We start from the raw sequence: 24,322 nt of genomic DNA, 5'->3' as shown, positions 1-24,322 counted from the left end.
CGGATGAGGCGCTCAACCCCGCTTCGCTCGCCGGGCATGGCCCGGCGGTGATGCATCGGTAGCGCCGGGCCATGCCCGCCGGGGGTCGATCGCCTACCCTTGCTGGCCCAGGGCGCGCAGCAGGCCACGCGCTTTGGCGCGGGTCTCGTCCAGCTCCTTGTCCGGGTCCGAATCGACCACGATGCCGGCACCGGTGCGGAAACTGACCTCGTAGCCGTCCACCTCGGCGGTACGGATCAGGATGTTCAGGTCCAGGTCGCCATCGCGGTTCAGCCAGCCGAACGCCCCGGTATAGGCACCGCGCGGCACCTGCTCCAGCTCGCTGATGATCTGCATGCAGCGCACCTTCGGGCAGCCGGTGATGGTGCCGCCGGGGAACGTTGCGGCGATCACTTCGCCGGGGGTGACCTCCGGGCGCAGATGGCCGCTGACGTTGCTGACGATGTGGTGCACATGGGCGTAGCTCTCCACCGTCATCAGTTCATCAACCACCACGGTGCCGGGCAGGCAGATGCGGCCCAGATCGTTGCGTTCGAGGTCGATCAGCATCACGTGCTCGGCGCGCTCCTTCGGGTGCCCGACCAGCTCCTGGATGCGCGCGGCATCATCGTCACCCTCGAAACGCGGGCGCGTGCCCGCGATCGGCCGGGTCTGCGCGTGGCCGGCATGCACCGATACCAGCCGCTCCGGCGAGGAGCTGACCACGTGCCGCCCAAACGCACTGAACAGGCCGGCAAACGGTGCGGGGTTGGCGCGGCGCAGCTGTGCGTACAGGGCCTGCGGGCTGACCGGCGTGGCGAACTGCGCGCTCCAGCGCCGCGACAGGTTCACCTGGAACACATCGCCGGCGCGCAGGTAGTCGATCACCCGGCGCACGCCGTCGGTGAAGCGCTGCGGCGCGTCTTCGCCGACCGACTGCGGCGGCTGCCAGCCCTGCCCCGCCTCCGGCAGCGCCTGCGCGGCCAGCGCCACCAGCGAGTCCAGCAGCGCCTGCTCGCCCGCTTCGGCGATGACGAAGCTGGCGTGGTTCTGGTGATCGTGCAGCACGGCCGCCGGGCAGCGCAGCGCCAGTGCCGTCGGCCGGCCATCATCGCGCGCACGCGCCGGCAGCACCGGCTCGATCTGGCTGGCCACTTCGTAGTCGAGCATCAAGGCCCAGCCGCCGCGGAACGGCAGGCTGTGACTGCCATCGTGCGGCAGCCGTGCCTGCTGCCAGGCGCGGTCCAGCGCCTGCAGGAAGCTGCCGGGCTGCACCGTATCCTGCTGGTCGCGCACGCAACCATCGGCATCCAGGCGCAGCGTGTCGCCCTGTGCGGCCAACAGCAGGCTCCAGCGCCCCTGCGCGGTGCCGGAAGCGGTGGACTCCATCAGCAGCGGGAAACGTTCCGGCGCTTGCTGCTGCAGGGCCAGCAGATCGATCGGATGCGGCAGCGGGTGGATCAGCGGGGCGTGGGTCATGGTGGCCTGCAGGGGAATTCAGATACACGGAAGCCGCCTTGCGGCGGCTTCCTCGTGCGTGGAGCACGTCCGGTCGAGCATGGCCCGACGCGACAACCCGGTCAGACGCGCTTGAAGATCAGCGTGCCGTTGGTGCCGCCGAAGCCGAAGCCATTGGACATCACCACGTCGACCTTGGCCTGGCGCGCTTCATTGGGGACGTAGTCCAGGTCACAGCCTTCGCCCGGCTCCTGCAGGTTGATGGTCGGCGGGATGACGTTGTCCTGCAGCGCCATCACCGAGAAGATCGCCTCCACACCGCCGGCAGCGCCGAGCAGGTGGCCGGTCATCGACTTGGTGGAGCTGACCATCATCTTGTAGGCGTGGTCGCCGAAGGCCGTCTTCATCGCCATGGTTTCGCCCAGGTCGCCCAGCGGCGTGGAGGTGCCATGTGCGTTGAGGTAACCCACCTGTTCCGGATTCAGGCCAGCGTCCTTCAACGCCATGGTCATGCAGCGGGCAGCGCCTTCGCCGTTCTCGCTCGGCGCGGTCATGTGGTACGCGTCGGAGCTGGCGCCGAAGCCGGCCAGCTCGCAATAGATCTTCGCGCCACGGGCCTTGGCGTGCTCGTACTCTTCCAGGATCAGGATGCCGGCACCGTCGCCCAGCACGAAGCCGTCGCGGTCCTTGTCCCAGGGGCGCGAGGCCTGTTCCGGTGCGTCGTTGCGGGTGGACATGGCCTTCATCGCGCAGAAGCCGCCCACGGCGGTCGGCGAGGAGCCGCGCTCGGCGCCGCCCACCACCATCACGTCTGCATCGCCGTACTGGATCATGCGCATGGCGGTGCCGATCGAGTGGTTCGAGGTGGCGCATGCCGAAACCGCCGAGAACGACGGGCCCTTCAGGCCGGTGATGATGCTCAGCTGGCCCGGCAGCATGTTGATGATGGTCTTGGGCACGTAGAAGGGCGAGATCTTCTTGCCCTCGTGGAATTCGATGGTCTGCTCTTCGATGCCGAGCAGGCCGCCGATGCCGGCGCCGACGATGGCGCCGATGCGCTCGGCATTAGCGTCGGTGATCTCCAGGCCCGAATCATGCAGGGCCATGAACGAGGCACCGAGGCCGTAATGGATGAACGGGTCCATCTTCTTGGCATCCTTGCCGCTGACCCGATACTTGCCGAACAGTGCATTGTCGGCGGTGATGTCGAAGCCCCTGACCTCACCTGCAATCTTGGTGGTGAACCGTTCCAGGTAGGAATCGGCGACGTTGGTCAGCGGACCGATGCCCGAACGACCATGGGTGATGCCTTCCCAGCTGCTGGCCAGATCATTGCCCAACGGCGAGACGATACCCAAGCCGGTTACGACGACGCGACGCTTCATTGCTGATTCTCCTGACCCGAAGATGCTTTCGGGCAACGCGGTTTGCTTCGGTGTGATGCGCAAACACACGGGGCCGCAACAGCGGCCCCATGGGGTGCGGTGTGCGCCGGGCGGATGCCCGCACGCGCACTGCCGTCTGACATCAGGCCTTGACGTGGGCCTTGATGTAGTCGATGGCGGCCTGCACGGTGCTGATCTTCTCGGCTTCTTCGTCCGGGATTTCGCACTCGAATTCTTCTTCCAGCGCCATCACCAGCTCGACGGTGTCCAGCGAGTCAGCGCCCAGGTCATCGACGAACGATGCGCTGGTGGTGACTTCTTCTTCCTTGACGCCAAGCTGTTCGACGACGATTTTCTTGACGCGTTCTTCGATGGTGCTCATGGGATCTCGCTCCAGATGGAGTTGTGGTTCAAAAGTGGTCGCCATCAAGGGCGATGGCCGTGGGATAGTGTAGTGGAAACCGGCGCGCCCTTGCATTGCAGCAAAAATCCACGCAGATCAACCACTTGCGGCGCAATCCGTGCGCCCCTTGCTTACGGCATGTACATGCCGCCGTTCACATGGAGGGTTTCGCCGGTGATGTAGCCGGCAGCCGGGCTGGCCAGGAAGGCCACCGCATGGGCGATGTCTTCCGGCGAACCCAGGCGTTCGAGGGCGATGTCGTTGATCAGCGCGGTGCGCGCTTCTTCCGGCAGTGCCTTGGTCATGTCGGTGTCGATGAAGCCCGGCGCGACCACGTTGACGGTGACGCCACGCGAGCCGATCTCCTTGGCCAGCGACTTGCTGAAGCCGATGATGCCGGCCTTGGCGGCAGCGTAGTTGGCCTGGCCGGCATTGCCGGTCACGCCCACCACCGAGGCGATGTTGATGATGCGGCCCTTGCGTGCCTTCATCATGCCACGCATGACCGCCTTGCTGGTGCGGAACACGCTGGTCAGGTTGGTGTCGATGATCGAGGCCCAGTCATCGTCCTTCATGCGCATCAACAGATTGTCGCGGGTGATGCCGGCGTTGTTGACCAGGATCGAGATCGGGCCGAACTCCTTGGCGATGCCATCCAGCACGCTGTCCAGTGCGGCGGCATCGGTGACGTTCAGCGCGCGGCCGTGACCACCGTGGGCCGCCAGGCGCTCGCCGATCGCCGCAGCGCCGGACTCGGTGGTGGCGGTGCCGATGACGGTGGCGCCCTGGGCGGCCAGCAGATCGGCAATGGCGGCACCGATGCCACGGCTGGCGCCGGTGACCAGTGCGATTTCACCCTGCAGGGGCTTGCTCATGATGGTTTCCTCAGACGGGGGCAGCCGCCCCACCCGCGCCGCGTGCAGCGGCCACTGGCAGAGTCGGCAGGAACAGGGGCGATCAGGCCGACCATGCCTCGCGGGCGCTTTCAAAGTCGCCCGGGGTGGCCAGCGAACGGCCGTCGATGGCCTTGTCGATGCGCTTGACCAGGCCGGTCAGCACCTTGCCCGGGCCACATTCGGCAACCTGGGTGATGCCACGGGTGGCCAGGGCCTGCACGCAACCGGTCCACTGCACCGGCTGGTACAGCTGCTGGACCAGCGCGGTGCGGATGGCATCCACGCCGTCGTGCACCTGGGCATCGACGTTCTGTACCACCGGCAGCTGCGGAGCCTGCCAGGACAGCCCGGCCATCACTTCGGCCAGACGGTTGGCGGCCTCGCGCATCAACGGGGTATGCGAGGGCACGCTGACGGCCAGCTTCACTGCCTTGCGCACGCCCTTTTCGGCCAGCAACGCCAGCGCGCGGTCGACTGCTGCCGCATCGCCACCGATCACGATCTGGCCGGGCGAGTTGAAGTTGGCCGGTACCACCACCTGGCTGCCCGCTGCTTCGGCGCAGACGTCCAGCACCAGCTGGTCTTCGGCGCCGAGCACGGCGGCCATGGCGCCCACGCCGGCCGGAGCCGCGTCCTGCATCAGCTGGCCGCGCAGGCGCACCAGGTGCGCACCGTCATGCAGGCTCAGCGCGCCAGCGGCGACCAGCGCCGTGTACTCGCCCAGGCTGTGGCCGGCCAGCACCGACGGGCGCGGACCACCCACGGCGTTCCAGGCGCGCCAAACGCCGATGCTCGCCGCCAGCAGGGCCGGCTGCGTGTATTCGGTACGGTTGAGCATTTCCTCCGGGCCACCCTGGGACAGCGCCCACAGGTCGACGCCGGCACCATCGGATGCCTCGGTGAAGGCCTCACGCACCTGCGGGTGCAGCTCGGCCAGCTCGGCCACCATGCCCACAGACTGCGAGCCCTGGCCGGGGAAGACAAAAGCGAGGGTGGATACGGTCACGCGGTCATCCGCTTGTTGCAATCGAAGCGGGCCATGATAAGGGTGAATCCGCCGTGTCGTCTGTACGTGCGCGTATGCAGGGCGTATGGAGCGCGCCAGCAATGCCGGGCCGGCGAACGGTTGCGGCAGCGCCAAGCCATGCCCGGTGAACGGCTCCGGTAGCGCCGGGCCATGCCCGGCGGATGCAATCAGCAGAACAACTGCAGAATGTCCAGTTCGCCATCGGCAAAGAAGTCCATGCACAGCCCGACCACCATCAGCACCCCCATGGTGGTGGCGCCGTGCGCGATGAAGATCGAATGGGCCAGCGTGCGCGCCGAGCGTCCGAGCTTCATGCAGACCCGGGCCAGGCGCTGCAGGCGGCCGCTCACAGCGTGCACGTGCTCGCGTACCGGCGCCTGCACGGTGCCGATCGCCTCGGCCATCATCGCCTGCAGGCAGTCAGGCCGGTCGGCGTAGTACTTGGCCACGCCATAGCCGAACATCAGCCAGTCGCGCGCCTGGGCTTCGGCCAGATCCATCACTTCCAGCGGATCTTCCTCGAAGTCGATGAAACCGACCCGCTCGCCATCCCAGGTGAGGTTGCGCGGCAGCGGCTGGCCGAAATAGGCGCCACGGCTGTGTGCTTCGGCAAGTGCCCGCATTGCGGCCATCACCAGCCGGTCCCGCCCGGCGTCGTCGGCCTCGCGCAGGCAGGTGTTGAACGAGCTGCCGTTGTCCCCGATCACCAGCGCGGCATGGCCGCTGCCGATCACGTCGGGCACGTTCACCCCTTGTGCCTGCAGTTCGCCCAGGCGGCGGGCCTCGACCTCGCGTGCGGCGTCTCCGCCCCGGTGCGGCGGCGGGCGCAGCGCGTCCAGCTGGAACCGCCGGGCGACGAAATTGAGCAGGCCCAGGGCCATGGCTCGGCTTCCCTTGCCGTACTGCTTCAGCCAGGCGCGCTGCCCGTCGATGACGATGGGCTCAACCATGACAGGACCTCCTTAAACGCGTTACGGCCCCGGAGGGCCGCAACGACAGACTTCACGTTGTCGTAACTTGCACTATCAATAGCGCAACAGGGCCGAACCCCACGTGAAGCCGCCACCAAAGGCCTCCAGCAGCAGCAGCTGACCGCGCTCGACGCGGCCCGAGCGGACCGCGGCGTCCAGCGCCAGCGGCACCGAGCCGGACGAGGTATTGCCATGCTGATCGACGGTGACCACGACCTGGTCCATCGACATTTCCAGCCGCTTGGCGGTGGCTTCGATGATGCGCAGGTTGGCCTGGTGCGGGATCAGCCAGTCCAGGTCCGACTTGTCCAGGCCATTGGCAGCCAGGGTCTCGTCCACGACCGAGTCCAGCGCCTTGACGGCGTACTTGAACACGTCGTTGCCCTTCATGTTGATGGTGCCGCCGCCATTGGCGCCGTCCTTGAAACCGGCCGAAACGCCGACCGGATTCCACAGCAGTTCCTTCTTGCTGCCATCAGAGTGCAGATGCGTGCTGAGGATGCCGGTTTCCTCGTCGGCCTTGAGCACGACGGCGCCAGCACCATCACCGAACAGCACGCAGGTGGTGCGGTCGTTCCAGTCGACGATGCGGGTCAGGGTTTCCGCGCCGATCACCAGCACGTGCCTGCAGTCGCCGGAACGGATGAACTTGTCGGCCACGCTCAGCGCGAACACGAAGCCCGAGCAGGCCGCGTTGACGTCGAAGGCGGGGCAACCGGCCACACCGAGCTTGGCCTGGATGAGGCACGCGGTGGACGGGAAAATCAGATCAGGCGTGGTCGTGCCGACCACGATCATGTCGAGCTGGGAAGCGTCGATGCCCGCCGCTTCAAGCGCACGCAGCGCAGCCTGGTAGCCGAGATCGCTGGTGGTCTCGCCTTCGGCCGCAATGTGCCGCTCACGAATACCGGTGCGCGTCTGGATCCACTCGTCCGAGGTTTCGACCATTTTTTCCAGGTCGGCGTTGGTCAGGACTTTTTCCGGCAAATAGCTGCCGGTGCCCGCGATCCTCGAGTAGATCCGCTTGCTCATCATGTTTCCTGTTGCGCGGGCCGCCGATCACCGGCACGCCCGGGGAAAGAAGGCAAAGGCCGCTGCCCGTCGGGCAGCGGCCTTCCCGGCACATCAATCTTCTTCGACGGCCGAGGTCTTGGTCTGGATGACCTTCTTGCCACGGTAGAAACCGTCGGCAGTGATGTGGTGACGCAGATGCACTTCACCGGTGGTCGGGTCGGTCGACAGCTGCTTGGCGCTCAGGGCGTCATGCGAACGACGCTGGCCGCGACGGGACGGGGTAACACGGGATTTCTGGACAGCCATGGGATTGCTCCAAACTCGGTTCGTTTTGCTTCGTCGTTTCGTCGCACAGGACGCCAGCGCCCAGCACACTTTTCGCTTTCGCCGCAGCCGCCGACGACAACCGGCTGCTATTGTTTCTTCAACGCCGCCAACGCCGCGAACGGGTTGGCCTTCTTCGTTTCTTCTTCGCTCGGTGCCCAGTCCTTGTCGACTGCTTCACCGTCGGGTGACAGCGGTACCACCGGCACCGCCAGCACCAGTTCGTCCTCGACCAGGTCCAGCGGACGCAGCTGGCCATCTTCCGGCACCAGCAACGCCTCGTATTCCTCCGGCAGGGACGATTCCTCGTCCTCGTCGCGGATCAGGCCAAGCCTCTGGGTCACCTTCACCGGCAACAGGAATCGCTGCATGCTGCGCTGACAGGTCAGCGGCAGCGCGGTGTCGATGGTCAGTTCCACATAGGATACCCGCAAGACGTCGTCGCGACCGAACTCAAGCGAGTACACGCACTCGCCGTCGGTATCTGCGACCAACCCCTGCAGGCGGGTCAATTCAGCCAGGGACACCTGACCGTCGAAGCGCCTTCGCGCTACAACCATCCGCCAGGCATCCAGCGTTTCGGGCACGTTCGCGGACATAAGCCGCTGAATACTAAGGATCCGGGCGGCGGCTGTCAAATGCCCGCCACATGAGGCTTGCCGCTGGCAGTCAGGCCGGGCCAGACTGCCGCACCCTGCCCCGGTATTGTTGCATGACCCTGGTCCTGGCCTCCACCTCCCGTTACCGCCGCGAGCTGCTGCAGCGGCTGGCCCTGCCGTTCGGGTGCGCGCGCCCGGAGGTGGATGAAACGCCGTTGAGCGGTGAAGCCCCGCTGGATCTGGCGGTACGCCTGGCCGCGGCCAAGGCGGCCGATGTGGCCGCCCGCCACCCGGGCGCCTGGGTGATCGGCTCGGACCAGGTCGCCGATCTGGAAGGCCGGCCGCTGGGCAAGCCAGGCACGGTCGATGCCGCCTGTGCGCAGTTGGCGGCCATGGCCGGACGCACCGTACGCTTCCACACCGCCCTCAATCTCACACGCGACGGAGAATCTTTCGCAGCGCTGGATCTGACCGAAGTGCGCTTCCGTCATCTTGATGCCGCGGAAATCGCCCGTTATGTCGCTGCCGAGCAGCCCCTTGACTGTGCCGGCAGCTTCAAATGCGAAGGACTGGGCATCAGCCTGTTCGAAGCCATCGACAGCCGCGATCCCACCGCGCTGGTCGGCCTGCCCCTGATCGCCCTGTGCAGCCTGCTGCGCAGGGCCGGATTCCGGGTGCCCTGAGCCCCGGGGTAGCGCCTTCAGCGCTTCTCCACCACGAACGGCTGCTCCTGCCATGCTTCCACGCTGCCGTCGTGGCCGTACAGGCGCAGGCCCAGCCAGTGCTTGCCCGGTGCCAGCACGGAGGTATCGAGGCTGGCATCGAAGCCCACGGCCGGATGCTGCGGATCGGTGCTGTCCGGCCAGGCCGGGCGCAGGTCGAACTCGCGACCGTAGCGTGCATCGCCGATCGAGCGGCCATCGACCAGCACCTCCACGCGCGCCAGGCCGACGCCGTCCTTGAAGGCCCAGCCCCGGATCGCCAGCGTGCCGGACACCTTCTCGCCATTGGACGGCGCATCCAGCCACGCCATCGCCGGCGTCACGCAGGGCCCCGGCGCGCGCTGCGCCGGCAGGCGGAACAGCAGGAAGCGCTGGAAGCCGTGGTCACTGCTGACAATCCGTGGTGCCGGCAGCGGCCCCACCTGTTCGCAGACCGCGTGATAGCGGTCCAGCAGCTCGCGGTACCGCTGGTCGCTGGGTGACAGCACCAGCAGCATGGGCGCGGTGCGCTCACCGGCATGCACCAGGTTCCACTGCGCCAGCTGCGCCGTGCGGCCATGCTTGTCGTTGAGCGGGTGCGGCAACACTTCGATATCGCCATCGCCCAGCTGGAAGCCCAGCTCGGCCCCCACCTTGAAGTTGCCGGCCAGGACACGCGTGCCTTCCGGCATCTGCTGCAGTTCCTCGCGGACCGCCGTGGCCAACGGCTCCCAGCCGGCGAAATTGCGCGGGTAGTACTTGCTGCCGGCCATCTGCTCGCGCAGTGCCGGCGTGGATGCCATCAGGTAGTAGCCGAACGCCAGCACCATGCCCAGCCCTGCCAGCCACCACCCTGTCCTGCGCAGCCAGCGCGGCCATCCATTGAGCACCACCGGTACCGCGACCAGCAGCGCCAGGTAGCCCGGCAGCGGCCAGTGGAAACTGATGCGCTCGACATCGGTGAAGAACCCCAGCAGGAAGATGCCCAGCGTCGATACGCCGCCCACCAGCCCGAAGTAGCGCCACTGCACGCGCGCACCACCACCGCTGCGCGTGCCGGCCAGCGCCACCTTCCACATCGCGATGCACAGGATGGGGGTGACCAGCATCGGCTGGATCACCAGGAACCACAGCCCACCCCACTCGAACGCCCAGGGATGGCGCTCGACCACCTGGAACTTCAGCCCGGCATCGTGGTTGTCCGCATTCCACGCCAGCAACGGCAACCAGGCCAGTACACCGATGGCCAGCGCGACCCAGACCCGCGGATCGGCCAGCATGCGCCGGCCCTGCGGCAACGCCAGCAACGCGATGAAGCCGACGCCGATCACACCGATGAAGCGATAGTGGCTGAGCGCACCGATCAGCAGGCCCAATGCCAGCTTCATCGCCGATGATGCGTCCACGTTGTGCAGCAGGCGCGCACCCGCGTGCAGGCACAGCACGGCCGCCAGCGCCATGGGTACGTCCGGCACCGCCAGCAGCCCCAGCGTGGCCGACAGTGGCATCAGCAGAGTAAGGCTGCCTGCCTGCCAACCGGCCACGGCACCGAACCAGCGCGTGGCGATGCGCGAAACCAGCCAGGGCAGCAACGCACCTATCGCCAGGAACGGCAGGCGCAGGGCCAGCACGTGATGACCGCCGATCTCCACGCCCAGCCGCGCCATCCACGCGGTCAGGCCCGGCAGATCGGAATAGGCCGCCGCCAGGTGCTGGCCTTCCTGCCAGTAGAACGCTTCATCGACGAACAGTGGCAGGCGCGCGGCCACCACCAGCTTGGCCGCTGTGACCAGCGTCCATAACCAGAGAAAAATCGTCCGTGCGCGCTGTTCGCCCTGCATTGCTCTATGGATAATCGAGGAGATTCCAGATCAGAGACGATCATGCCAGCTTCGTCCCCCAGTCCCAGCATGCTAACCGATCAACTGCGCCAGTCCCTGCGGGAGGCCCAGGATCAGGTCAACGCGCTGGTGCTGGGCAAGGTTCCGGAAGTGCGGCTCGCCTTCGTCGCTCTGCTGTCCGGTGGACATCTGCTGATCGAGGACCTGCCCGGCCTCGGCAAGACCACGCTGGCCCACGCGCTGGCCAGCAGTCTGGGCCTGGGCTTCCAGCGCGTGCAGTTCACCTCGGATCTGTTGCCGGCCGATGTGCTTGGCGTATCGGTGTATGAGGCAGGCAGTCGCCAGTTCCAGTTCCATCCCGGCCCGGTGTTCACCCATGTGCTGCTGGCCGATGAAATCAACCGCGCGCCACCACGCACGCAGAGCGCGCTGCTGGAGGCCATGGCCGAACAGCAGGTGACACTGGATGGACAGACGCATGCGCTGCCGGACCCCTTCTTCGTGATCGCCACCCAGAATCCGGTGGACCTGTCGGGCACGTTCCCCTTGCCCGACTCGCAGCTGGACCGTTTCCTGCTGCGGCTGGCGATGGGCTATCCCAGCCCGCAGGCCGAGCGCGAGCTGCTGCGCGGCACCGATCGCCGCGACCTGATCGCACGTGCGATGCCGAAACTGGACGAAGTGCAGGTGCGGGCATTGCGTGAGGCCGTAGGCCAGGTCCACGCCAGCGACGCGCTGGTCGACTACGTGCAGGCCCTGCTGACACGCAGCCGCCAGCATGCAGGCGTGCGCGTTGGGCTGTCGCCTCGTGCCGGACTGGCGCTGCTGCGTGCAGCCCGGGCGCATGCGCTGCTGCTCGGCCGCAGCCATGTCATTCCCGAAGACGTGCAGACGCTGTTCGTGGCGGTGGCGGGGCATCGACTGGTGGCCGAAGCCGAGTCCAGCTCCGGGCCTGCGCTGGCACGCGCGATCCTGCAGACCGTCACGGTGGACTGAGCGTGGCCTCGCGCTGGGCGCGGCTGCAGCTGCTGGCACGCCCGCGTGCGCCGGAAGCACTGCCGCAGCGGTTGAACCGCCACCGCATCTACGTGCTGCCGACGCGCTTCGGCCTGTTCGTCGCCACGCTGCTGTCGGCGATGCTGCTGGGTGCGCTGAATTACAACAACAACCCCGCGTTGCTGCTGGCGTTGCTGCTGGCGGCGGCGGCAATCGCCAGCGCCATTGCCGCGCACCTGCAGTTGTCGGGCGTGCAGATCGATGCGATCTCCGCCGAGCCGGTGCCTGCCGGCCAGCCGCTGCGGCTGCGCGTGGACCTGTCGCTGCGTGATCCGCGGCCACGACAGGGGCTGCACCTGCAACTGGGCGACAGCCAGGCCTGGACCTCGCTGCCGGCACAGGGGCGTGGCGAAGTGGAGCTGGACGTCCCCAGCGAACGTCGCGGCTGGCGGGAGCTGTCGCGCATCCGCCTGTCCACCACGCAACCGCTGGGCCTGGTCCGTGCGTGGTCATGGGTGTGGCCGGAACAGCCATTGCTGGTGTATCCCCTGGCCGAAGCGTTGGCCCCCGCGCTGCCGGAGCGCGGCAACGATCCATTGCACACCCGCGCCCACGCCAGCGGCGAAGAGCTGCACCAGCTGCGCCCCTACCGCGCCGGAGACGCGCCACGCAGCATTGCCTGGAAGCACTCCGCGCGCCGCGACAGCCTGCTGGTCCGTGAGTACGAAAAGCCGGTCGGCATCGAGGTCGTGCTGGACTGGCACACGCTGGCGCCACTGCCGACCGAAGCGCGCATCGCACGCTTGGCGCGCTGGATCGACATGGCCGAACGCGGAGGTCGCCGCTACACCCTGCTGCTGCCCTCGCATCCGCCACTGGGGCCGGGACAGGGCGCCAGCCATCACCATCTCTGCCTGCGCGCGTTGGCGCTGATGCCGCATGACTGACGCCGCGCCCACGCTCGACCGCAACGCCCGCACCTGGACCCTGGCCAGCGCTGCGCTTGCGCTGCTGCCGTTGCTGCTGCAGTTGCCGCCGATGCTGGCCACGGTGATCGCGCTGGCTGCGCTGCTGACGGCCGCGCTGTCGTGGCGACGCGTGTTGCCGATGCCGGTGCGCCTGCTGCTCGTGCTGGGCATGCTGGCCGCCATCGTCTGGCAGATGGGCCTGGTCCGCCCCGGACGCGATACCGGCTGCGCACTGCTCGCCGCGATGCTTGCAATCAAGTCCAGCGAGCTGCGCAGCCTGCGCGATGCACGCAGCCTGCTGGGCTTCGCGCTGTTCTCGCCATTCGCCGCTTTCCTGCTGGACCAGGGCCCGCTGACCACGCTGCTGGCGGCGCTGGCCGGCCTTTGTGCACTGCTGGCCCTGCAGCGCCTGGCACAGGGCGAGGGCCACGCCGACGCCTTGCCGTTGCGCGGCCAGCTGAAGGGCGTCGGCCGGCTGCTGGCGCTGGGCCTGCCACTGGCGCTGGCGTCGTTCTGGCTGTTTCCGCGTCTGTCCACGCCGCTGTGGGGCGTACCCGAACGCGCGGTCAGCACGCCGGGCCTGTCCGACAGCATGGAGCCGGGGCAGTGGCTGGACCTGATGGCCGACGACACACCTGCGCTGCGGGTGCAGTTCTTCGGCGCCGTACCCGAGCCGGACCAGCGCTACTGGCGAGGACCGGTGTTGACCGACTTCGATGGCCGACGCTGGACCCGTGACCCTGCCCGCACGCAGCGCCCACCCGCGATCGTCGATGCCGGTGCGCGCGGCTGGGACTACCAGATCGACTACGAACCGACCGACCGCCGCCAGCTGGTGGCACTGGATCTGCCCACCCGTGCGCCGGAAGGCAGCACGCTGGATGCGGACATGAGCCTGCTCAGCGACCGCACGCTGTCGGCGCTGAGCCGGTGGCGCCTGCACTCGGCGCCGCCGCAGCACTTCGACAGCGCGCTCCCCCCTACCTGCGACGCGCAGCGCTGCAGTTGCCGGCCGGCTTCAATCCACGCACCGCCACCCTCGCCCGGCAGTGGCGGCAGGAGGCGGGCAGCAACGATGAGGCCGTGGTACGTCGCGCACTGCAGTGGATCACCACCGATTTCTCCTACACGCTGGACACGCCCGTGGCCGGCCGCGACCCCATCGATGAATTCCTGTTCGGCTACAAGGCAGGCTTCTGCGAGCACTTCAGCTCGGCCTTCGTGGTGCTGATGCGCAACGCAGGCATTCCGGCCCGTGTGGTGACCGGCTTCGCCGGCGGCACGCGCAACCGGGTGGGCGATTACTGGGTCGTGCGGCGGATGGATGCCCACGCCTGGGCCGAGGTCTGGCTGCCGCAACGGGGCTGGGTGCGGGTCGATCCCACGGCGGCCGTCGCCCCCGAACGCATCCTGGACACCCTCGACGATCGCCTGCTGGCTGAGGCCGGCAATCCGCTGCAACAGCGCTGGCTGCAGCTGGGGCAGATGGGCGACTGGCTGCGCCGTGGCTGGAACGACCTGGTGCTGTCCTTCGATGCGCGCCGCCAGCAGCAGCTGTTCAAGCCCCTGGGCCTGGACGACATCAGTCCGGGACAGTTGCTGTCAGGCTTCGTGATGGCCGCGTTGGCAGCCGTGCTGTGGATGGCATGGCTGCTGGCCCGGGGCGAGCGCGAACGCGACCCGCTGCTGCGCGCCTGGCACCGCCTGGGCCGGCGCTACGCCCGGCTCGGCCTGGCCCGGGAACCGCACGAGCCGGCACTGCTCTGGGCCCATCGCGTCCATGCGTGCCGGCCCGATCCGGCCCTGCTGGCACTCAGCCAGCGTTTCGCCGACGCGCGCTACGCTGGAACTTGCACCGACCTCGCTTCATTATTGCGGGACCTGCGCAGGCATCGCCCGACTTCCGGAGCCTCCCCATGAACACCAAGTTCCTTCTCACCGCTGTGGCCACGCTGGCCCTGTCGGCCTGCGCCACGGCCCCAAAGCCGCTGCAGGGACAGTTCAGCATGGTCTCCCCGCGCGATTCAGTCGCCACCCAGCAGGTCGGCACGCCCGTGCGCTGGGGTGGCCGCATCATCGAAACCAAGCCCGGCCAGGGCGAGACCTGCTTCCAGATGATCTCGCGCCCGCTCAACGCCTCCGGCCGGCCGAACACCACCTCGTCCGATGCCAGCGACGGCCGCTTCATCGCCTGCCGCTCCGGCTTCTACGATCCGGCGGTGTTTGAGCCCGGCCGTGACGTGACCTTCATCGGCAAGATCGATGGCTACCAGAACACCCGCATCGGCGAGTACGACTATCGCCTGCCGAAGCTGTCGGCCGATGTGATCTACCTGTGGCCGGAGCAGCGACAGGTCGACGTCGTGCCCTACCCCTATGGCCCCTGGGGCCCGGGCCCGTATGGCCCGTACTGGGGCTACGGCCGCTGGGGCTGGTGGTAACCCCCCTCCGGTACGCATGACGCAGAAGGCCGCCCACCGGGCGGCCTTCTGCTTGCACGGCATCGCGCCGGCGGGCGCTTACTTCCCCGGCGCGCCGAAATGGCCCAGCGGCGCGCCGGCCAGCAGATGCATGTGGATGTGGAACACGGTCTGCCCTGCATCCTCGCGGCAGTTCATCACGATGCGGTAGCCCTGCTCGGCAAAGCCCTCGCGGCGCGCATAGTCGGCCGCCGCCAGGGCCAGCTTGCCGATCAGGTGCGCCTGCGAAGGCTGCAGGTCGTCCAGGGTCGGAATGATTTCATTCTTCGGAATGAACAGCACGTGCACCGGCGCCTGCGGCGCGATGTCCTTGAAGCCCAGCACGTCCTCGTCTTCATAGACGATGGTGGCCGGAATCTCGCGACGGATGATCCTGCTGAAAAGGGTTTCGTTGCTCATGGTCGGCCTCGGTGAAATGTCGCCTGCATTGTAGGCAACCCCCGCCCTTCAAAGGGCCAGGCCGTCAATCGCGGAATTCGCTGCGGGTGCCGAACGCGTGCGACAGCGTGCCGCGATCCACGTATTCCAGTTCGCCCCCCAGCGGCAGCCCCTGCGCCAACCGGCTCGGCCGGACCTGGCGGGCCCGCGCCAGCTGCGCCAGATAATGCGCGGTGGCCTCTCCCTCGACGGTGGCGCTGGTGGCGATGATCAGCTCCTGCACTTCGCCTTCGCCAAGGCGCTGCTCCAGCTGCTCCAGGCCCAGGTCGCGTGGACCGATGCCGTCGAGCGGCGACAGACGCCCCTGCAGCACGAAGTAGACACCCCGGAAGCCGGTGGCATTCTCGATGGCAAGGCGGTCGGCGGGCGATTCCACCACGCACAGCTGGCTGCGCTCGCGGCTGCCGTTGGCACAGGTCGGGCACAGTTCGGTTTCACTGAAATCGCGGCACTGCGCGCAGTGGCCGATGCGCTCTACGGCCAGCGCCAACACCTCGGCCAGGCGCTGGCCGCCGTCGCGTTCGCGTTCCAGCAGGTGGTAGGCCATGCGCTGCGCGGTCTTCTGGCCCACGCCAGGCAGCACCCGCAGCGCATCGATCAATTGTTCAAGCAGGGGTGCGGACACGGCAGCTTCTGGCTTTATGGGTGTGCGCGGCACCCGGCAACGCGGGCACCGCGCTGACGATCAGAACGGCAGCTTCATGCCCGGCGGAAGCTGCATGCCGGCGGTAGCCGAACCCATCTTCGACTTCGATTCGGCATCGATCTTGTTGGAGGCATCGTTGAACGCCGCGGCGATCAGGTCTTCCAGCATCTCCGGGTCACTGGCCAGCGACGGGTCGATGCGCACCTTGCGGCACTCCTTGGCACCGGTCAGCGTCACGCTGACCATGCCACCGCCGGCACTGCCGGTCACTTCGATCCTGGCGATTTCTTCCTGGGCCTTCTGCAGGTTCTCCTGCATCTTCTGGGCCTGCTGCATCAGTTGGGCGATGTTGCCGCGCATAGTGTCTTACTCGTCAAAAGAACGGATGGAATCGGAAACGACCCGGGCGCCGTGTTGCTGGATCAGCACCTGCACTTCCGGATCGTCCATGAAAACAGCCTCTGCCACCTGTTGCCGCTCGCCGCGCTGGCGATCGGCGCGCTGGTGCAGGGTCTCGGCCGGAACGTGTTCGGTTTCCACGGTCTCGACCACGATCTTCAGCGCGTGCCCCAAGGCCTTTTCCAGCATTTCGCCAAGAGCGGCCAGCGCGCGTTCCGAGCGCAGGTACTCAAATCCGGGCGAAAGCCCCAGTTTCAAGGTCCCCTGCCGGCAGGAGATGAAGGCGGCATTGGCCGCAAGCTGCCGTGAAGGCCCGCTCAGGCCGCTGTTGGCGACCAGGTCCAGCCAGTCTTCCGCTGTCGCCAGCTCGCCGATGTCAGCCCGCGCGCCCGTCTCCGCCGACGCGACGGGCGCAGGTGGAGCGATGACGATGCCCTCGGAACGGAACGGACGCTCGGGCGCGGCTGATGCAGCGACCGGAGGCGACGGCTCATGCCAGGGCGCGACCATGGCCGCGTCCGGCGTGGCGACATCCGCAGCCAGTGCCTGGTCGCGGGCCTCGGCCTCATCCGTGGCCCACGGCGGAAGATCATCGACGGCCACCGGCACCGGGATGCCGTCGGCCTTGACCGGCGGCGGCGACACCGGTTCTTCGACCGGAACCGGCTTCGGCTCAGGCGCCGGATCAGGTTCGGGTTCGGGCGCCGGCTCTGGCTCCGGGTCGGGTTCGCGTGGGGCGGCCTGCGCAGGCACGCGGGCCGGGATCGCGGCAGCGGCGGCCACCGGGGCCGTTTCCTGGCTGCCAGCACCCGCCCCACCACCGGGCATCGCCCCCCCGGCGGCACCGCCGGCGGCATCCACCGAACGCGGCACCGGCGGCACCGACGCTGCCGGGCGGAACGCCAGCATGCGCAGCACGGCCATTTCAAAGCCCGCGCGCGGGCTCGGCGCCAGCGACAGGTCGCGACGGCCGTTCAGGGCCATCTGATACCAGAGCTGCACCACCTCCGGACGCAGCCGCCCGGCGAATGCTGCCGCATCCAGGCCTTCAGCCGCAGCGGCAACACCCGGTACCAGCTGCTGCACCTGGATGCGATGCAGGCCTTCGGCCAAGGCCTCCAGCACGCCACTCCAGTCGGGCGAGAATTCCGCCAGTGCCGCCACCACCTGCAACAGGCGCGACCCGTCACCTTCGGCGAGGGCATCGAGCATCGCTGCCACCTGGGTGCGATCGACGGTCCCCAGCATGGTGCGCACCACATCGTCGCGCAGCGCACCACCGGCGTAGGCGATGGCCTGGTCCAGCAGCGACAGACCGTCGCGCAAACTGCCGTCGGCGGCCTTGGCCAGCTGCACGATGGCACTGCCGTCGGCTTCGATTTCCTCGGCCGCCAGGATGCGGGTCATCTGGCGCTGGATCTGGTCCTCATCCAGGCGCTTGAGGTTGAACTGCAGGCAGCGGCTGAGCACGGTGACCGGCAGCTTCTGCGGATCGGTGGTGGCCAGCAGGAACTTGACGTGCTCCGGCGGCTCTTCCAGCGTCTTCAGCAGCGCGTTGAACGCCGCCTTCGAGAGCATGTGCACTTCGTCGATCAGGTAGACCTTGTACTTGCCGCGCGAGGGCATGTACTGCGCGTTCTCGATCACCTCGCGGACGTCATCCACGCCGGTGTTGGACGCGGCGTCGATCTCCAGCAGGTCGATGTAGCGACCGGCATCGATGTCCAGGCAGGCCGGGCACTGGCCGCACGGATCGGCACTGGTGCCCTGCTCGCAGTTCAGCGACTTGGCGAAGATGCGCGCGATGGTGGTCTTGCCCACACCGCGGGTACCGGTGAACAAGAACGCGTGGTGGACCCGGCCACTGTCCAGCGCATTGCTGAGCGCACGGACCACGTGTTCCTGGCCCACCAGCTCGGCAAAACGCTTCGGACGCCACTTGCGGGCAAGGACGAGATAGGACATCAGGCCACCGTCTTCCATCGGATGCTCCATTGTGCCACGCCTGTCCATCCCCCTCCGCCTGCGACGCGCCCTGAATGGGTGCTTGTGTCCTGCCGCGCCGCCCGCTAGAATCTGCGCCCCTGCTGAGGCGTTTGCCGATGGCAGGGATCCGGAGAGGTGTCCGAGTGGTTGAAGGAGCACGCCTGGAAAGTGTGTAAGCGTCTAAACCGCGCTTCGGGGGTTCGAATCCCCCTCTCTCCGCCAGATGAATGAAAAAGCCGCCCATCGGGCGGCTTTTTCATTTGTCTGGTGGAGAGCATCGGGGTGAGAAGCCTCGCCGGGGTTCGACGGATCTGCAGGAGCAGATCCGGACCGCCGAAGGCGGGTCCCGAAGCGCAGCGCGCAGGGATCGGGTGCAGGGATGCACCCGACAATCCCCCTCTCTCCGCCAGATGAATGAAAAAGCCGCCCATCGGGCGGCTTTTTCATTTGTCTGGCAGCCGGGGTCGGTTGTCCAGGAAACTGCCCCCAGCCTCAACTGCTGGACAGCTTCATCAGCACCAGCCCCGACACGATCAGCACCGCCGCGCCGATCCGCATCGGGCTGACCTGTTCACCCAGGAACACGATGCCGACCACGAAGGCACCGACCGCGCCGATGCCTGTCCAGATCGTGTAAGCCGTTCCCAGCGGCAGGCTGCGCATGGCCACGGCCAGCAGCCAGAAACTGGCGATCATGCCGGCGAGGGTGACCAGGGTGGGAGTGAGCCTGGTGAAGCCTTCCGATTGCTTCATCGACACGGCCCAGACGATTTCCAGCAGGCCAGCGAACAACAGATAGATCCAGGCCATGACGGCCCTCCTCTTGGCAGGGCCAGGCCGTCCTGGTCATTGATTCCCGATGCGGGGGAGGTCGTTCCTCCTGGCCCGGGATTCTAGCAACGCCCGCGCCGCCCGGCCGCGAATACGCGCCGCGGGTTACAGCAGATTCAGCGCATGGCGCTGGCGTCGATACGCATGCCTGCGCTAGAATGCGCGCCTGCCATCGGCCAGCCGATGTGCAGTCCGGCTGTGGTCTCCGGCGCACCCTGCGCTGCTTCCCCTGATCCGTGAACAGGCCGCCTCCGGGCGGCCAACGTCTCTATGGTGGCCCCGTCGGCCCCTCGCGACGCTAGGTCGAAAACCCCGCCAGGGCCGGAAGGCAGCAACGGTATCGATCGACGCGGGCGCCGAGGTCAGCCGGCGGGGCCATCGCCTTTCTGGCAGTGCCGCGCTCTGGTAAGAGGTCAACCCTGGTTGGCCCCCTCGCCGGCGCTACCGTGCTTCGGGCGTCCCTTGATGGAATACCACCCGCCATCCCTGCCCATGCCTGCGCCACAACGAACTGCGCAGCACCCAGCGCTGCGGCTGGCCATCCAGGTGGTAGCGGCTGCGATAACGCACCTGGGCCAGGTCTGGTGCCAGCAACGAGACCGCGTACTGCTCCGATTCGATCTGCACCTGCGCCCGCTCCAGCGGAATCTCCGCCAGCGCAGCCGCACGGCCATAGCACTGGCCGGAGCTGCCGATCTCGCTGAAATCCTCATCCAGCAGTTCCGACAGCCGCGCGCGATCACCGCGCACCTGCGGGGTGTGCAGCGCGCGTTCCAGATGTTCCAGCTCGGCCGCCAGCGCCGCGTCGGCAGGCTGGCCAGAGGTATTCACGGCGGATCCTGCGCCAGCACGTGCGGCGCGGTCGGGGTCGCCAGCGGCACGCACTGGCCCGGCTGTGCCACGCGGTGTCCGCGCGCGGCCAGCGCAGCACCATCGGCCACGCTGGCGTAGTGGTACAGCATCATCCGCGCCTGCAGCTCAGCGCTGTACTCGCGCTCCAGATCATCGACCCCGGTATGCGATGGATTGCCGTGCAGGCCGCAGTCGTGGGCGATCAGCTCGTTGTCACTGGCGTACCGCGCCAGCATCTCCGGGATCGGCCGGGTATCACCGCTCCAGGTCAGCGCGCCCTGCAGGCGCAACCCATAGGCGGTCTCCGGCCAGTGGTGGCGTGCCGGGAATACTTCCAGGCGCACGCCTTCATGCCAGAACGCGTCGCCGACCACGACCAACTGGAACGCATCCCAGAAATTGGCACCGCCCTCGGCCAGCACATTGGGGTAATCGCCGATGCGCCTGTGCAGCAGCGGCACCACGGTGGCCGGCACATACAGGCGCACCTTCCCACGCCGCTGCGCGTTGAAGTAGGTCTCCACGAACAGCCGCTCGAAACCGGCCACATGGTCCAGGTGGACATGCGTGATGAACAGCGCCTGCGGCATGTGGCCGTAGCGCGCCTTGAAGGCGGTCAGGCCTTCCCCGCCACAGTCGATCGTCAACCACGGCCGACCTTCGCGCTCGATCACCGACATCGGTGATCCCAACTCGACCGCCGACGCATTGCCGACGCCGAGGAAACGCAACGACCAGTCCATCAGGTGCCCCGGTTCCAGGCCATGTCATAGGCGCGGCGCAGCCGCGCGTAGTCCTTCTGCACGTCCTCTACGCTGCGCTCGCCGCGCAGCTTGATCAACGAGCGCAGCAGGCGCTTGAGGTTGCGCTCCCGCCAGGCGGTGGCCGGAATGCGGATGACGCCACGATCGAAGTCGATCAGCCAGCCATGGCCGTTGCTGTCGAACAGGATGTTGTGCGCGTTGAGGTCGGCATGGTCCAGGCCGGCACGGTGGAAGCGGGCGATCAGCCGACCGGTCTCTTCCCACGGCGCGCCACGTCCGGCAACCAGCGCGCGGTCGGCCAGCGAACGCACCCCTTCGATCCGTTCCATCAGGATCGCCGCCCGGTAGCGCATGCCCTGCCGCATGTAGAAAGCCGCCACCGGCCGGGGAACCGGCAGCTTCAGCGCGCGCAGGGCCCGCATCAGCCGGAACTCGGCAAAACTGCGGGTCCGGTCGGCGCCCCGCCACAGGTACTGGTCGTGGCTGATCCTGGCCACCAGGCCACCGCGCAGGTAGTGGCGCAGCACGCTGGGGCCGAACGGCGCGTCGACGAACCAGGCGCTGCCACGCCCCCCTCGCCCACCGGCCGGGCCCGGCTGCCCCAGTGCTGGGGAGAGAACAGGCCGATGTCGGCTTGCCGCAGGCGCTCGCGGTCGAACAGAATGGCCCCGATGCCGCGACCCTCGCGGCATGGCGTCAGCGCTTCATTGGCGTCGAATGCGACCATTTCTTTGAGTCTAACAACACATGGCATCAGCGTCCTCATCCTTGTGCCTTCTGCGCCTGTCCGCACTTGGCGATGTCACCCACGTGGTGCCCCTGGTGCGTACGCTGCAGGCCGCACGCCCGGACACGCCGATCCACTGGATCATCGACAAGGCCGGGCAGAAGTTGCTCGAGGGTCTGCCGGGCGTGACCTTCCACGCCTACGACAAGAAGAGCGGCATGGCCGGCGTCAAGGAGCTGCGCAAGCAGCTGCCACCGGGGCGCTTCGAGGCGCTGCTGCAGATGCAGGTGGCCTTCCGCGCGAACCTGCTGTCGGCGTTCATCCCGGCCGAACGCCGCATCGGATACGACCGCAGCCGCTCGAAGGATCTGCATGGGTTGTTCATCAACGAACGCATTCCGGATCGCCCCGGCATCCACGTGCTGGACGCGATCGGCAGCTTCTGCGAGCCGCTGGGCCTGCGCCAGACAGAGGTGAGCTGGGACCTGGCCGTGCCGCCGTCCGCCTTCGAGTGGGCTGCGGCGCAGTGGCAGGACGATGGCCGGCCGGTACTGATGATTTCGCCCTGCTCCAGCCACGTCCGCCGCAACTGGTACGCCGACCGCTACGCGGCCGTCGCCAACCATGCCACGCAGCGCGGCTGGCAGGTGGTGCTGTGCGGTGGCCGCAGTGAACTGGAACGCAGCATGGCCGACGCGATCCAGGCCCAGCTGCACACGCCGGCACTGGATCTGGTCGGTAAGGACACGCTCAAGCAGCTGCCTGCGCTGCTGGCACGCGCCAATCTGGTGATGACACCCGATTCGGGACCGATGCATATCGCCAATGCCATGGGAGCGAAGGTGCTGGGCCTGCACGCGGCCAGCAACCCGCACCGCAGCGGCCCTTATTCGGATCGCCGCTACTGCGTGGACCGCTATGACGACGCCGCACGCAAGTATCTCGGCAAGCAGGCCGCCGACCTCAAGTGGGGCACCAAGATCGAGTTCGATGATGTGATGGAACTGATCACGGTCGAGGACGGCATCGCCGCCTTCGAACGTTACGTGACCGACCACCTCACCTGAGTCGATGGATCATCGGTAGCCGGGCCACGCCCGGCGGATCCATCTCACCCGCGCTGTGCGTAATCCTGGTACGACTTCTCTTCCACGTAGGCAGAGCCCAGTGCCAGGTTGATCGCCTTCTTGATGCGCGCACGCTCGTCGTTGCGCAGATACACACTGCGTGCAAGGTCGATGAAGCCCTGGTCGAACGCCTGCGCCTTCTCCTTCAGGCGGATGTCGTCCTCGATGTCCCACAACTGCTCGTTGACGGCCTTGAGTTCACCGCGCAGCTTGGCGATGTCCTTGACCGCGGCCGGGTGCGCCATCCAGGTCTGCTCCAGCGCCGACAGCTCCTTGCGCACGTTGGCCAGCTTGCCCTCGTCGCTGATCCGCTCGGACTTGATCTGCAGGATCGAAATCTTGTCGAGCAGTTCGCCAAAGGACACGGGAACGAGGATTTCAGCAGTCATGGGGGAGCTCCAGCAGGTGATGCGTACATGTTAACCCGCAGCACCCCGAGGGGAGATCCATTGCCGCCCCGCAGCGCGCGCGGCCAGCCGGACAACGAAAAAAGCCGCCCGGGGGGCGGCTTTCTTCTTCATCTGGCGGAGAGGGGGGGATTCGAACCCCCGAGGCGCTATAAACGCCTGCCTGATTTCGAGTCAGGTACATTCAACCACTCTGCCACCTCTCCGGGTGGTCCCCGGCGAACCGGGGACGCGCATCATACGAGGAAGTGAGGCTGCCGACAAGTCTCCTGGGGCCTGCGGCGCAATTTTCCTGCCGCCATGCCTTGCCGGATGCCGGTCACGCCGTGATGATGCCCTCTCCCCCGCGCTACTCCGCCCCGCACACCATGATCGAATTCGGACATCTCACCCATCCCGGCCTGCGCCGCGAGCTCAACGAGGACACCTATTACGGTGACAGCGAGCTGGGCGTGTGGCTGGTGGCCGATGGCATGGGCGGGCACGCCTGCGGCGAGGTCGCCAGCGCGCTGGCGCGCGAAGCCATCGTCCGCGAGATCCGCCGCGGCGCGTCGCTGGAGCAGGCCATCCGCACGGCCGACGAAGAGATCATCCGCGCTTCGCGGCGACGCAACGATACGCTTCCGATGGGCACCACCGTGGTCGCCGCGCGCGTGCAGGGCAATCGCTACGAAGTGGCCTGGGTCGGTGACAGCCGGGCCTACCTGTGGCGCGACGGCCAGCTGGCCCAGCTCAGCCAGGATCACAGCGTGGTGCAGGAACTGGTCACGCAGGGCAACCTGACCGCGGAGCAGGCGCGCGCGCATCCGCACCGCAATGTGGTCACCCAGGCGCTGGGCGTGACCGATCCGGCGCACCTGAACGTGGCCACCACCCGTGGCGAACTTCGTCCCGGCATGCAGCTGCTGCTGTGCAGCGATGGCCTGACCGAGGAAGTCGATGATCGTGGCATCGCCCGCACGCTGGCCTTCGACGACGCCAGCGCACAGGAATGCGTGGATACGCTCGTCGCCGCCGCGCTTGATGGCGGCGGCCGCGACAACATCAGCGTGATCCTGGTCCGCTGCCACTGAGCCAGCGGACCGCACGCGCACCCTGCGCCG

Annotated in this window: 24 protein-coding genes, 2 tRNA genes, 1 other RNA gene and 2 pseudogenes; 9 read left to right on the top strand and 20 right to left on the bottom strand. The window is 67.5% G+C overall.

The genetic code is table 11. The features are described 5' to 3' along the window. Positions 1-93 precede the first annotated feature (93 nt). The 9 genes from ACZK08_RS04250 to ACZK08_RS04210 all read right to left on the bottom strand — a co-directional run bounded on the left by ACZK08_RS04250 (position 94) and on the right by ACZK08_RS04210 (position 8,056). Positions 94-1,458 (bottom strand): aminodeoxychorismate synthase component I, encoded by a 1,365-nt coding sequence (locus ACZK08_RS04250; protein WP_065182457.1) that lies wholly within the window; start codon positions 1,456-1,458, stop codon positions 94-96. 101 nt (positions 1,459-1,559) lie between these two features. Next, positions 1,560-2,822 carry a beta-ketoacyl-ACP synthase II gene (fabF, locus tag ACZK08_RS04245; protein WP_065182458.1) on the bottom strand — a complete coding sequence of 421 codons (1,263 nt, stop codon included), beginning with the start codon at positions 2,820-2,822 and terminating at the stop codon, positions 1,560-1,562. A 142-nt stretch (positions 2,823-2,964) separates the two neighbouring features. After that, positions 2,965-3,204, bottom strand: coding sequence for an acyl carrier protein (gene acpP / locus ACZK08_RS04240; RefSeq protein ID WP_053519101.1), 240 nt, complete (start codon positions 3,202-3,204; stop codon positions 2,965-2,967). A gap of 152 nt (positions 3,205-3,356) precedes the next feature. Then, positions 3,357-4,100, bottom strand: a complete 744-nt coding sequence (fabG, locus tag ACZK08_RS04235; RefSeq protein WP_053519099.1) for a 3-oxoacyl-ACP reductase FabG — start codon at positions 4,098-4,100, stop codon at positions 3,357-3,359. An 82-nt stretch (positions 4,101-4,182) separates the two neighbouring features. Continuing rightward, the gene (gene fabD, locus ACZK08_RS04230) at positions 4,183-5,127 is read right to left on the bottom strand and encodes an ACP S-malonyltransferase (RefSeq protein WP_065182459.1); all 945 of its coding nucleotides are present in this window, start codon (positions 5,125-5,127) and stop codon (positions 4,183-4,185) included. A 188-nt stretch (positions 5,128-5,315) separates the two neighbouring features. Continuing rightward, on the bottom strand, positions 5,316-6,098 hold the full coding sequence (locus tag ACZK08_RS04225) for a BUD32 family EKC/KEOPS complex subunit (RefSeq protein WP_065182460.1): 783 nt from the start codon (positions 6,096-6,098) through the stop codon (positions 5,316-5,318). Positions 6,099-6,173: 75 nt separating this feature from the next. After that, a complete protein-coding gene (locus ACZK08_RS04220) occupies positions 6,174-7,151 on the bottom strand; it encodes a beta-ketoacyl-ACP synthase III (protein WP_053519093.1) in 978 nt (325 codons plus the stop codon). Positions 7,152-7,244: 93 nt separating this feature from the next. Continuing rightward, positions 7,245-7,439, bottom strand: a complete 195-nt coding sequence (gene rpmF / locus ACZK08_RS04215; RefSeq protein ID WP_005408308.1) for a 50S ribosomal protein L32 — start codon at positions 7,437-7,439, stop codon at positions 7,245-7,247. Positions 7,440-7,546: 107 nt separating this feature from the next. Further along, entirely contained in the window at positions 7,547-8,056 is a 510-nt protein-coding gene (locus ACZK08_RS04210) for a YceD family protein (RefSeq protein WP_049404889.1), read from the bottom strand. Positions 8,057-8,169: 113 nt separating this feature from the next. On the opposite strand from ACZK08_RS04210, the gene ACZK08_RS04205 reads away from it, so the two are divergent. Continuing rightward, complete coding sequence (locus tag ACZK08_RS04205; protein WP_065182461.1) at positions 8,170-8,739, top strand: Maf family protein; 570 nt, start codon at positions 8,170-8,172, stop codon at positions 8,737-8,739. A gap of 17 nt (positions 8,740-8,756) precedes the next feature. On the opposite strand, the gene ACZK08_RS04200 is transcribed toward ACZK08_RS04205, so the two are convergent. Continuing rightward, on the bottom strand, positions 8,757-10,598 hold the full coding sequence (locus tag ACZK08_RS04200) for a glycosyltransferase family 39 protein (protein ID WP_053519089.1): 1,842 nt from the start codon (positions 10,596-10,598) through the stop codon (positions 8,757-8,759). A 42-nt stretch (positions 10,599-10,640) separates the two neighbouring features. On the opposite strand from ACZK08_RS04200, the gene ACZK08_RS04195 reads away from it, so the two are divergent. From ACZK08_RS04195 to ACZK08_RS04180, 4 genes and pseudogenes are all read left to right on the top strand, one after another. Next, complete coding sequence (locus ACZK08_RS04195; RefSeq protein WP_065175954.1) at positions 10,641-11,594, top strand: AAA family ATPase; 954 nt, start codon at positions 10,641-10,643, stop codon at positions 11,592-11,594. 2 nt (positions 11,595-11,596) lie between these two features. Beyond that, complete coding sequence (locus ACZK08_RS04190) at positions 11,597-12,541, top strand: DUF58 domain-containing protein (RefSeq protein ID WP_053519085.1); 945 nt, start codon at positions 11,597-11,599, stop codon at positions 12,539-12,541. Then, positions 12,534-14,482 (top strand): annotated as a pseudogene (locus ACZK08_RS04185) (transglutaminase TgpA family protein). The gene ACZK08_RS04190 and the pseudogene ACZK08_RS04185 overlap by 8 nt, the downstream one beginning before the upstream one ends. After that, positions 14,479-15,003: a Slp family lipoprotein gene (locus tag ACZK08_RS04180; RefSeq protein WP_053519081.1), complete on the top strand. Its 525-nt coding sequence runs from the start codon at positions 14,479-14,481 to the stop codon at positions 15,001-15,003. Before ACZK08_RS04185 ends, ACZK08_RS04180 begins: the two are co-directional and overlap by 4 nt. Before the next feature lie 78 nt (positions 15,004-15,081). On the opposite strand, the gene ACZK08_RS04175 is transcribed toward ACZK08_RS04180, so the two are convergent. The 4 genes from ACZK08_RS04175 to dnaX form a co-directional block, all read right to left on the bottom strand. Further along, positions 15,082-15,441 carry a histidine triad nucleotide-binding protein gene (locus ACZK08_RS04175; protein WP_053519079.1) on the bottom strand — a complete coding sequence of 120 codons (360 nt, stop codon included), beginning with the start codon at positions 15,439-15,441 and terminating at the stop codon, positions 15,082-15,084. A gap of 64 nt (positions 15,442-15,505) precedes the next feature. After that, a complete protein-coding gene (recR, locus tag ACZK08_RS04170) occupies positions 15,506-16,105 on the bottom strand; it encodes a recombination mediator RecR (RefSeq protein ID WP_053519077.1) in 600 nt (199 codons plus the stop codon). Positions 16,106-16,165: 60 nt separating this feature from the next. Beyond that, the gene (locus ACZK08_RS04165) at positions 16,166-16,486 is read right to left on the bottom strand and encodes a YbaB/EbfC family nucleoid-associated protein (RefSeq protein WP_010483846.1); all 321 of its coding nucleotides are present in this window, start codon (positions 16,484-16,486) and stop codon (positions 16,166-16,168) included. A gap of 6 nt (positions 16,487-16,492) precedes the next feature. Continuing rightward, positions 16,493-18,508 carry a DNA polymerase III subunit gamma/tau gene (gene dnaX / locus ACZK08_RS04160; protein ID WP_065182487.1) on the bottom strand — a complete coding sequence of 672 codons (2,016 nt, stop codon included), beginning with the start codon at positions 18,506-18,508 and terminating at the stop codon, positions 16,493-16,495. 132 nt (positions 18,509-18,640) lie between these two features. Here dnaX and ACZK08_RS04155 point away from each other — a divergent pair. Then, a tRNA-Ser gene (locus tag ACZK08_RS04155) sits at positions 18,641-18,733 on the top strand. A gap of 270 nt (positions 18,734-19,003) precedes the next feature. Here ACZK08_RS04155 and ACZK08_RS04150 read toward each other — a convergent pair. Next, on the bottom strand, positions 19,004-19,321 hold the full coding sequence (locus ACZK08_RS04150; RefSeq protein ID WP_053519073.1) for a DMT family transporter: 318 nt from the start codon (positions 19,319-19,321) through the stop codon (positions 19,004-19,006). A 300-nt stretch (positions 19,322-19,621) separates the two neighbouring features. On the opposite strand from ACZK08_RS04150, the gene ffs reads away from it, so the two are divergent. Further along, positions 19,622-19,718: signal recognition particle sRNA small type (ffs, locus tag ACZK08_RS04145), an RNA gene on the top strand. Between the two features lie 65 nt (positions 19,719-19,783). Here the strand turns inward: ffs and ACZK08_RS04140 are convergent. The 3 genes and pseudogenes from ACZK08_RS04140 to ACZK08_RS04130 form a co-directional block, all read right to left on the bottom strand. Continuing rightward, the gene (locus tag ACZK08_RS04140) at positions 19,784-20,173 is read right to left on the bottom strand and encodes a nuclear transport factor 2 family protein (RefSeq protein ID WP_053519070.1); all 390 of its coding nucleotides are present in this window, start codon (positions 20,171-20,173) and stop codon (positions 19,784-19,786) included. Further along, positions 20,170-20,937 carry an MBL fold metallo-hydrolase gene (locus tag ACZK08_RS04135; RefSeq protein WP_065182463.1) on the bottom strand — a complete coding sequence of 256 codons (768 nt, stop codon included), beginning with the start codon at positions 20,935-20,937 and terminating at the stop codon, positions 20,170-20,172. Before ACZK08_RS04135 ends, ACZK08_RS04140 begins: the two co-directional genes overlap by 4 nt. Beyond that, a pseudogene (locus tag ACZK08_RS04130) lies at positions 20,937-21,685 on the bottom strand (3-deoxy-D-manno-octulosonic acid kinase). The gene ACZK08_RS04135 and the pseudogene ACZK08_RS04130 overlap by 1 nt, the downstream one beginning before the upstream one ends. 20 nt (positions 21,686-21,705) lie before the next feature. On the opposite strand from ACZK08_RS04130, the gene ACZK08_RS04125 reads away from it, so the two are divergent. Beyond that, the gene (locus ACZK08_RS04125; RefSeq protein WP_065182464.1) at positions 21,706-22,752 is read left to right on the top strand and encodes a glycosyltransferase family 9 protein; all 1,047 of its coding nucleotides are present in this window, start codon (positions 21,706-21,708) and stop codon (positions 22,750-22,752) included. Between the two features lie 44 nt (positions 22,753-22,796). On the opposite strand, the gene ACZK08_RS04120 is transcribed toward ACZK08_RS04125, so the two are convergent. Together ACZK08_RS04120 and ACZK08_RS04115 are read right to left on the bottom strand one after the other, a co-directional pair. After that, positions 22,797-23,201, bottom strand: coding sequence for a DUF6165 family protein (locus ACZK08_RS04120; protein ID WP_053519062.1), 405 nt, complete (start codon positions 23,199-23,201; stop codon positions 22,797-22,799). Between the two features lie 133 nt (positions 23,202-23,334). Then, positions 23,335-23,425: transfer RNA gene (locus tag ACZK08_RS04115), tRNA-Ser, on the bottom strand. Between the two features lie 162 nt (positions 23,426-23,587). On the opposite strand from ACZK08_RS04115, the gene ACZK08_RS04110 reads away from it, so the two are divergent. Further along, entirely contained in the window at positions 23,588-24,292 is a 705-nt protein-coding gene (locus tag ACZK08_RS04110; protein ID WP_053519060.1) for a PP2C family protein-serine/threonine phosphatase, read from the top strand. Positions 24,293-24,322: the final 30 nt, after the last annotated feature.

The sequence above is a fragment of the Stenotrophomonas sp. 112478_Sma genome (genome assembly GCF_056479905.1).
This window is presented reverse-complemented; position numbering and strand designations above follow the sequence as displayed.

Excerpts from the sequence above, each read along its gene's own strand:
- ACZK08_RS04210 (WP_049404889.1), bottom strand. The coding sequence starts at position 8,056 with ATGTCCGCGAACGTGCCCGAAACGCTGGATGCCTGGCGGATGGTTGTA.
- ACZK08_RS04150 (WP_053519073.1), bottom strand. The coding sequence starts at position 19,321 with ATGGCCTGGATCTATCTGTTGTTCGCTGGCCTGCTGGAAATCGTCTGG.
- ACZK08_RS04205 (WP_065182461.1), top strand. The coding sequence starts at position 8,170 with ATGACCCTGGTCCTGGCCTCCACCTCCCGTTACCGCCGCGAGCTGCTG.
- ACZK08_RS04110 (WP_053519060.1), top strand. The coding sequence starts at position 23,588 with ATGATCGAATTCGGACATCTCACCCATCCCGGCCTGCGCCGCGAGCTC.
- ACZK08_RS04220 (WP_053519093.1), bottom strand. The coding sequence starts at position 7,151 with ATGAGCAAGCGGATCTACTCGAGGATCGCGGGCACCGGCAGCTATTTG.
- ACZK08_RS04195 (WP_065175954.1), top strand. The coding sequence starts at position 10,641 with ATGCCAGCTTCGTCCCCCAGTCCCAGCATGCTAACCGATCAACTGCGC.
- ACZK08_RS04200 (WP_053519089.1), bottom strand. The coding sequence starts at position 10,598 with ATGCAGGGCGAACAGCGCGCACGGACGATTTTTCTCTGGTTATGGACG.
- dnaX (WP_065182487.1), bottom strand. The coding sequence starts at position 18,508 with ATGGAAGACGGTGGCCTGATGTCCTATCTCGTCCTTGCCCGCAAGTGG.
- ACZK08_RS04180 (WP_053519081.1), top strand. The coding sequence starts at position 14,479 with ATGAACACCAAGTTCCTTCTCACCGCTGTGGCCACGCTGGCCCTGTCG.
- acpP (WP_053519101.1), bottom strand. The coding sequence starts at position 3,204 with ATGAGCACCATCGAAGAACGCGTCAAGAAAATCGTCGTCGAACAGCTT.
- fabG (WP_053519099.1), bottom strand. The coding sequence starts at position 4,100 with ATGAGCAAGCCCCTGCAGGGTGAAATCGCACTGGTCACCGGCGCCAGC.
- ACZK08_RS04175 (WP_053519079.1), bottom strand. The coding sequence starts at position 15,441 with ATGAGCAACGAAACCCTTTTCAGCAGGATCATCCGTCGCGAGATTCCG.
- ACZK08_RS04120 (WP_053519062.1), bottom strand. The coding sequence starts at position 23,201 with ATGACTGCTGAAATCCTCGTTCCCGTGTCCTTTGGCGAACTGCTCGAC.
- ACZK08_RS04225 (WP_065182460.1), bottom strand. The coding sequence starts at position 6,098 with ATGGTTGAGCCCATCGTCATCGACGGGCAGCGCGCCTGGCTGAAGCAG.
- fabF (WP_065182458.1), bottom strand. The coding sequence starts at position 2,822 with ATGAAGCGTCGCGTCGTCGTAACCGGCTTGGGTATCGTCTCGCCGTTG.
- ACZK08_RS04250 (WP_065182457.1), bottom strand. The coding sequence starts at position 1,458 with ATGACCCACGCCCCGCTGATCCACCCGCTGCCGCATCCGATCGATCTG.
- ACZK08_RS04165 (WP_010483846.1), bottom strand. The coding sequence starts at position 16,486 with ATGCGCGGCAACATCGCCCAACTGATGCAGCAGGCCCAGAAGATGCAG.
- ACZK08_RS04135 (WP_065182463.1), bottom strand. The coding sequence starts at position 20,937 with ATGGACTGGTCGTTGCGTTTCCTCGGCGTCGGCAATGCGTCGGCGGTC.
- rpmF (WP_005408308.1), bottom strand. The coding sequence starts at position 7,439 with ATGGCTGTCCAGAAATCCCGTGTTACCCCGTCCCGTCGCGGCCAGCGT.
- ACZK08_RS04125 (WP_065182464.1), top strand. The coding sequence starts at position 21,706 with ATGGCATCAGCGTCCTCATCCTTGTGCCTTCTGCGCCTGTCCGCACTT.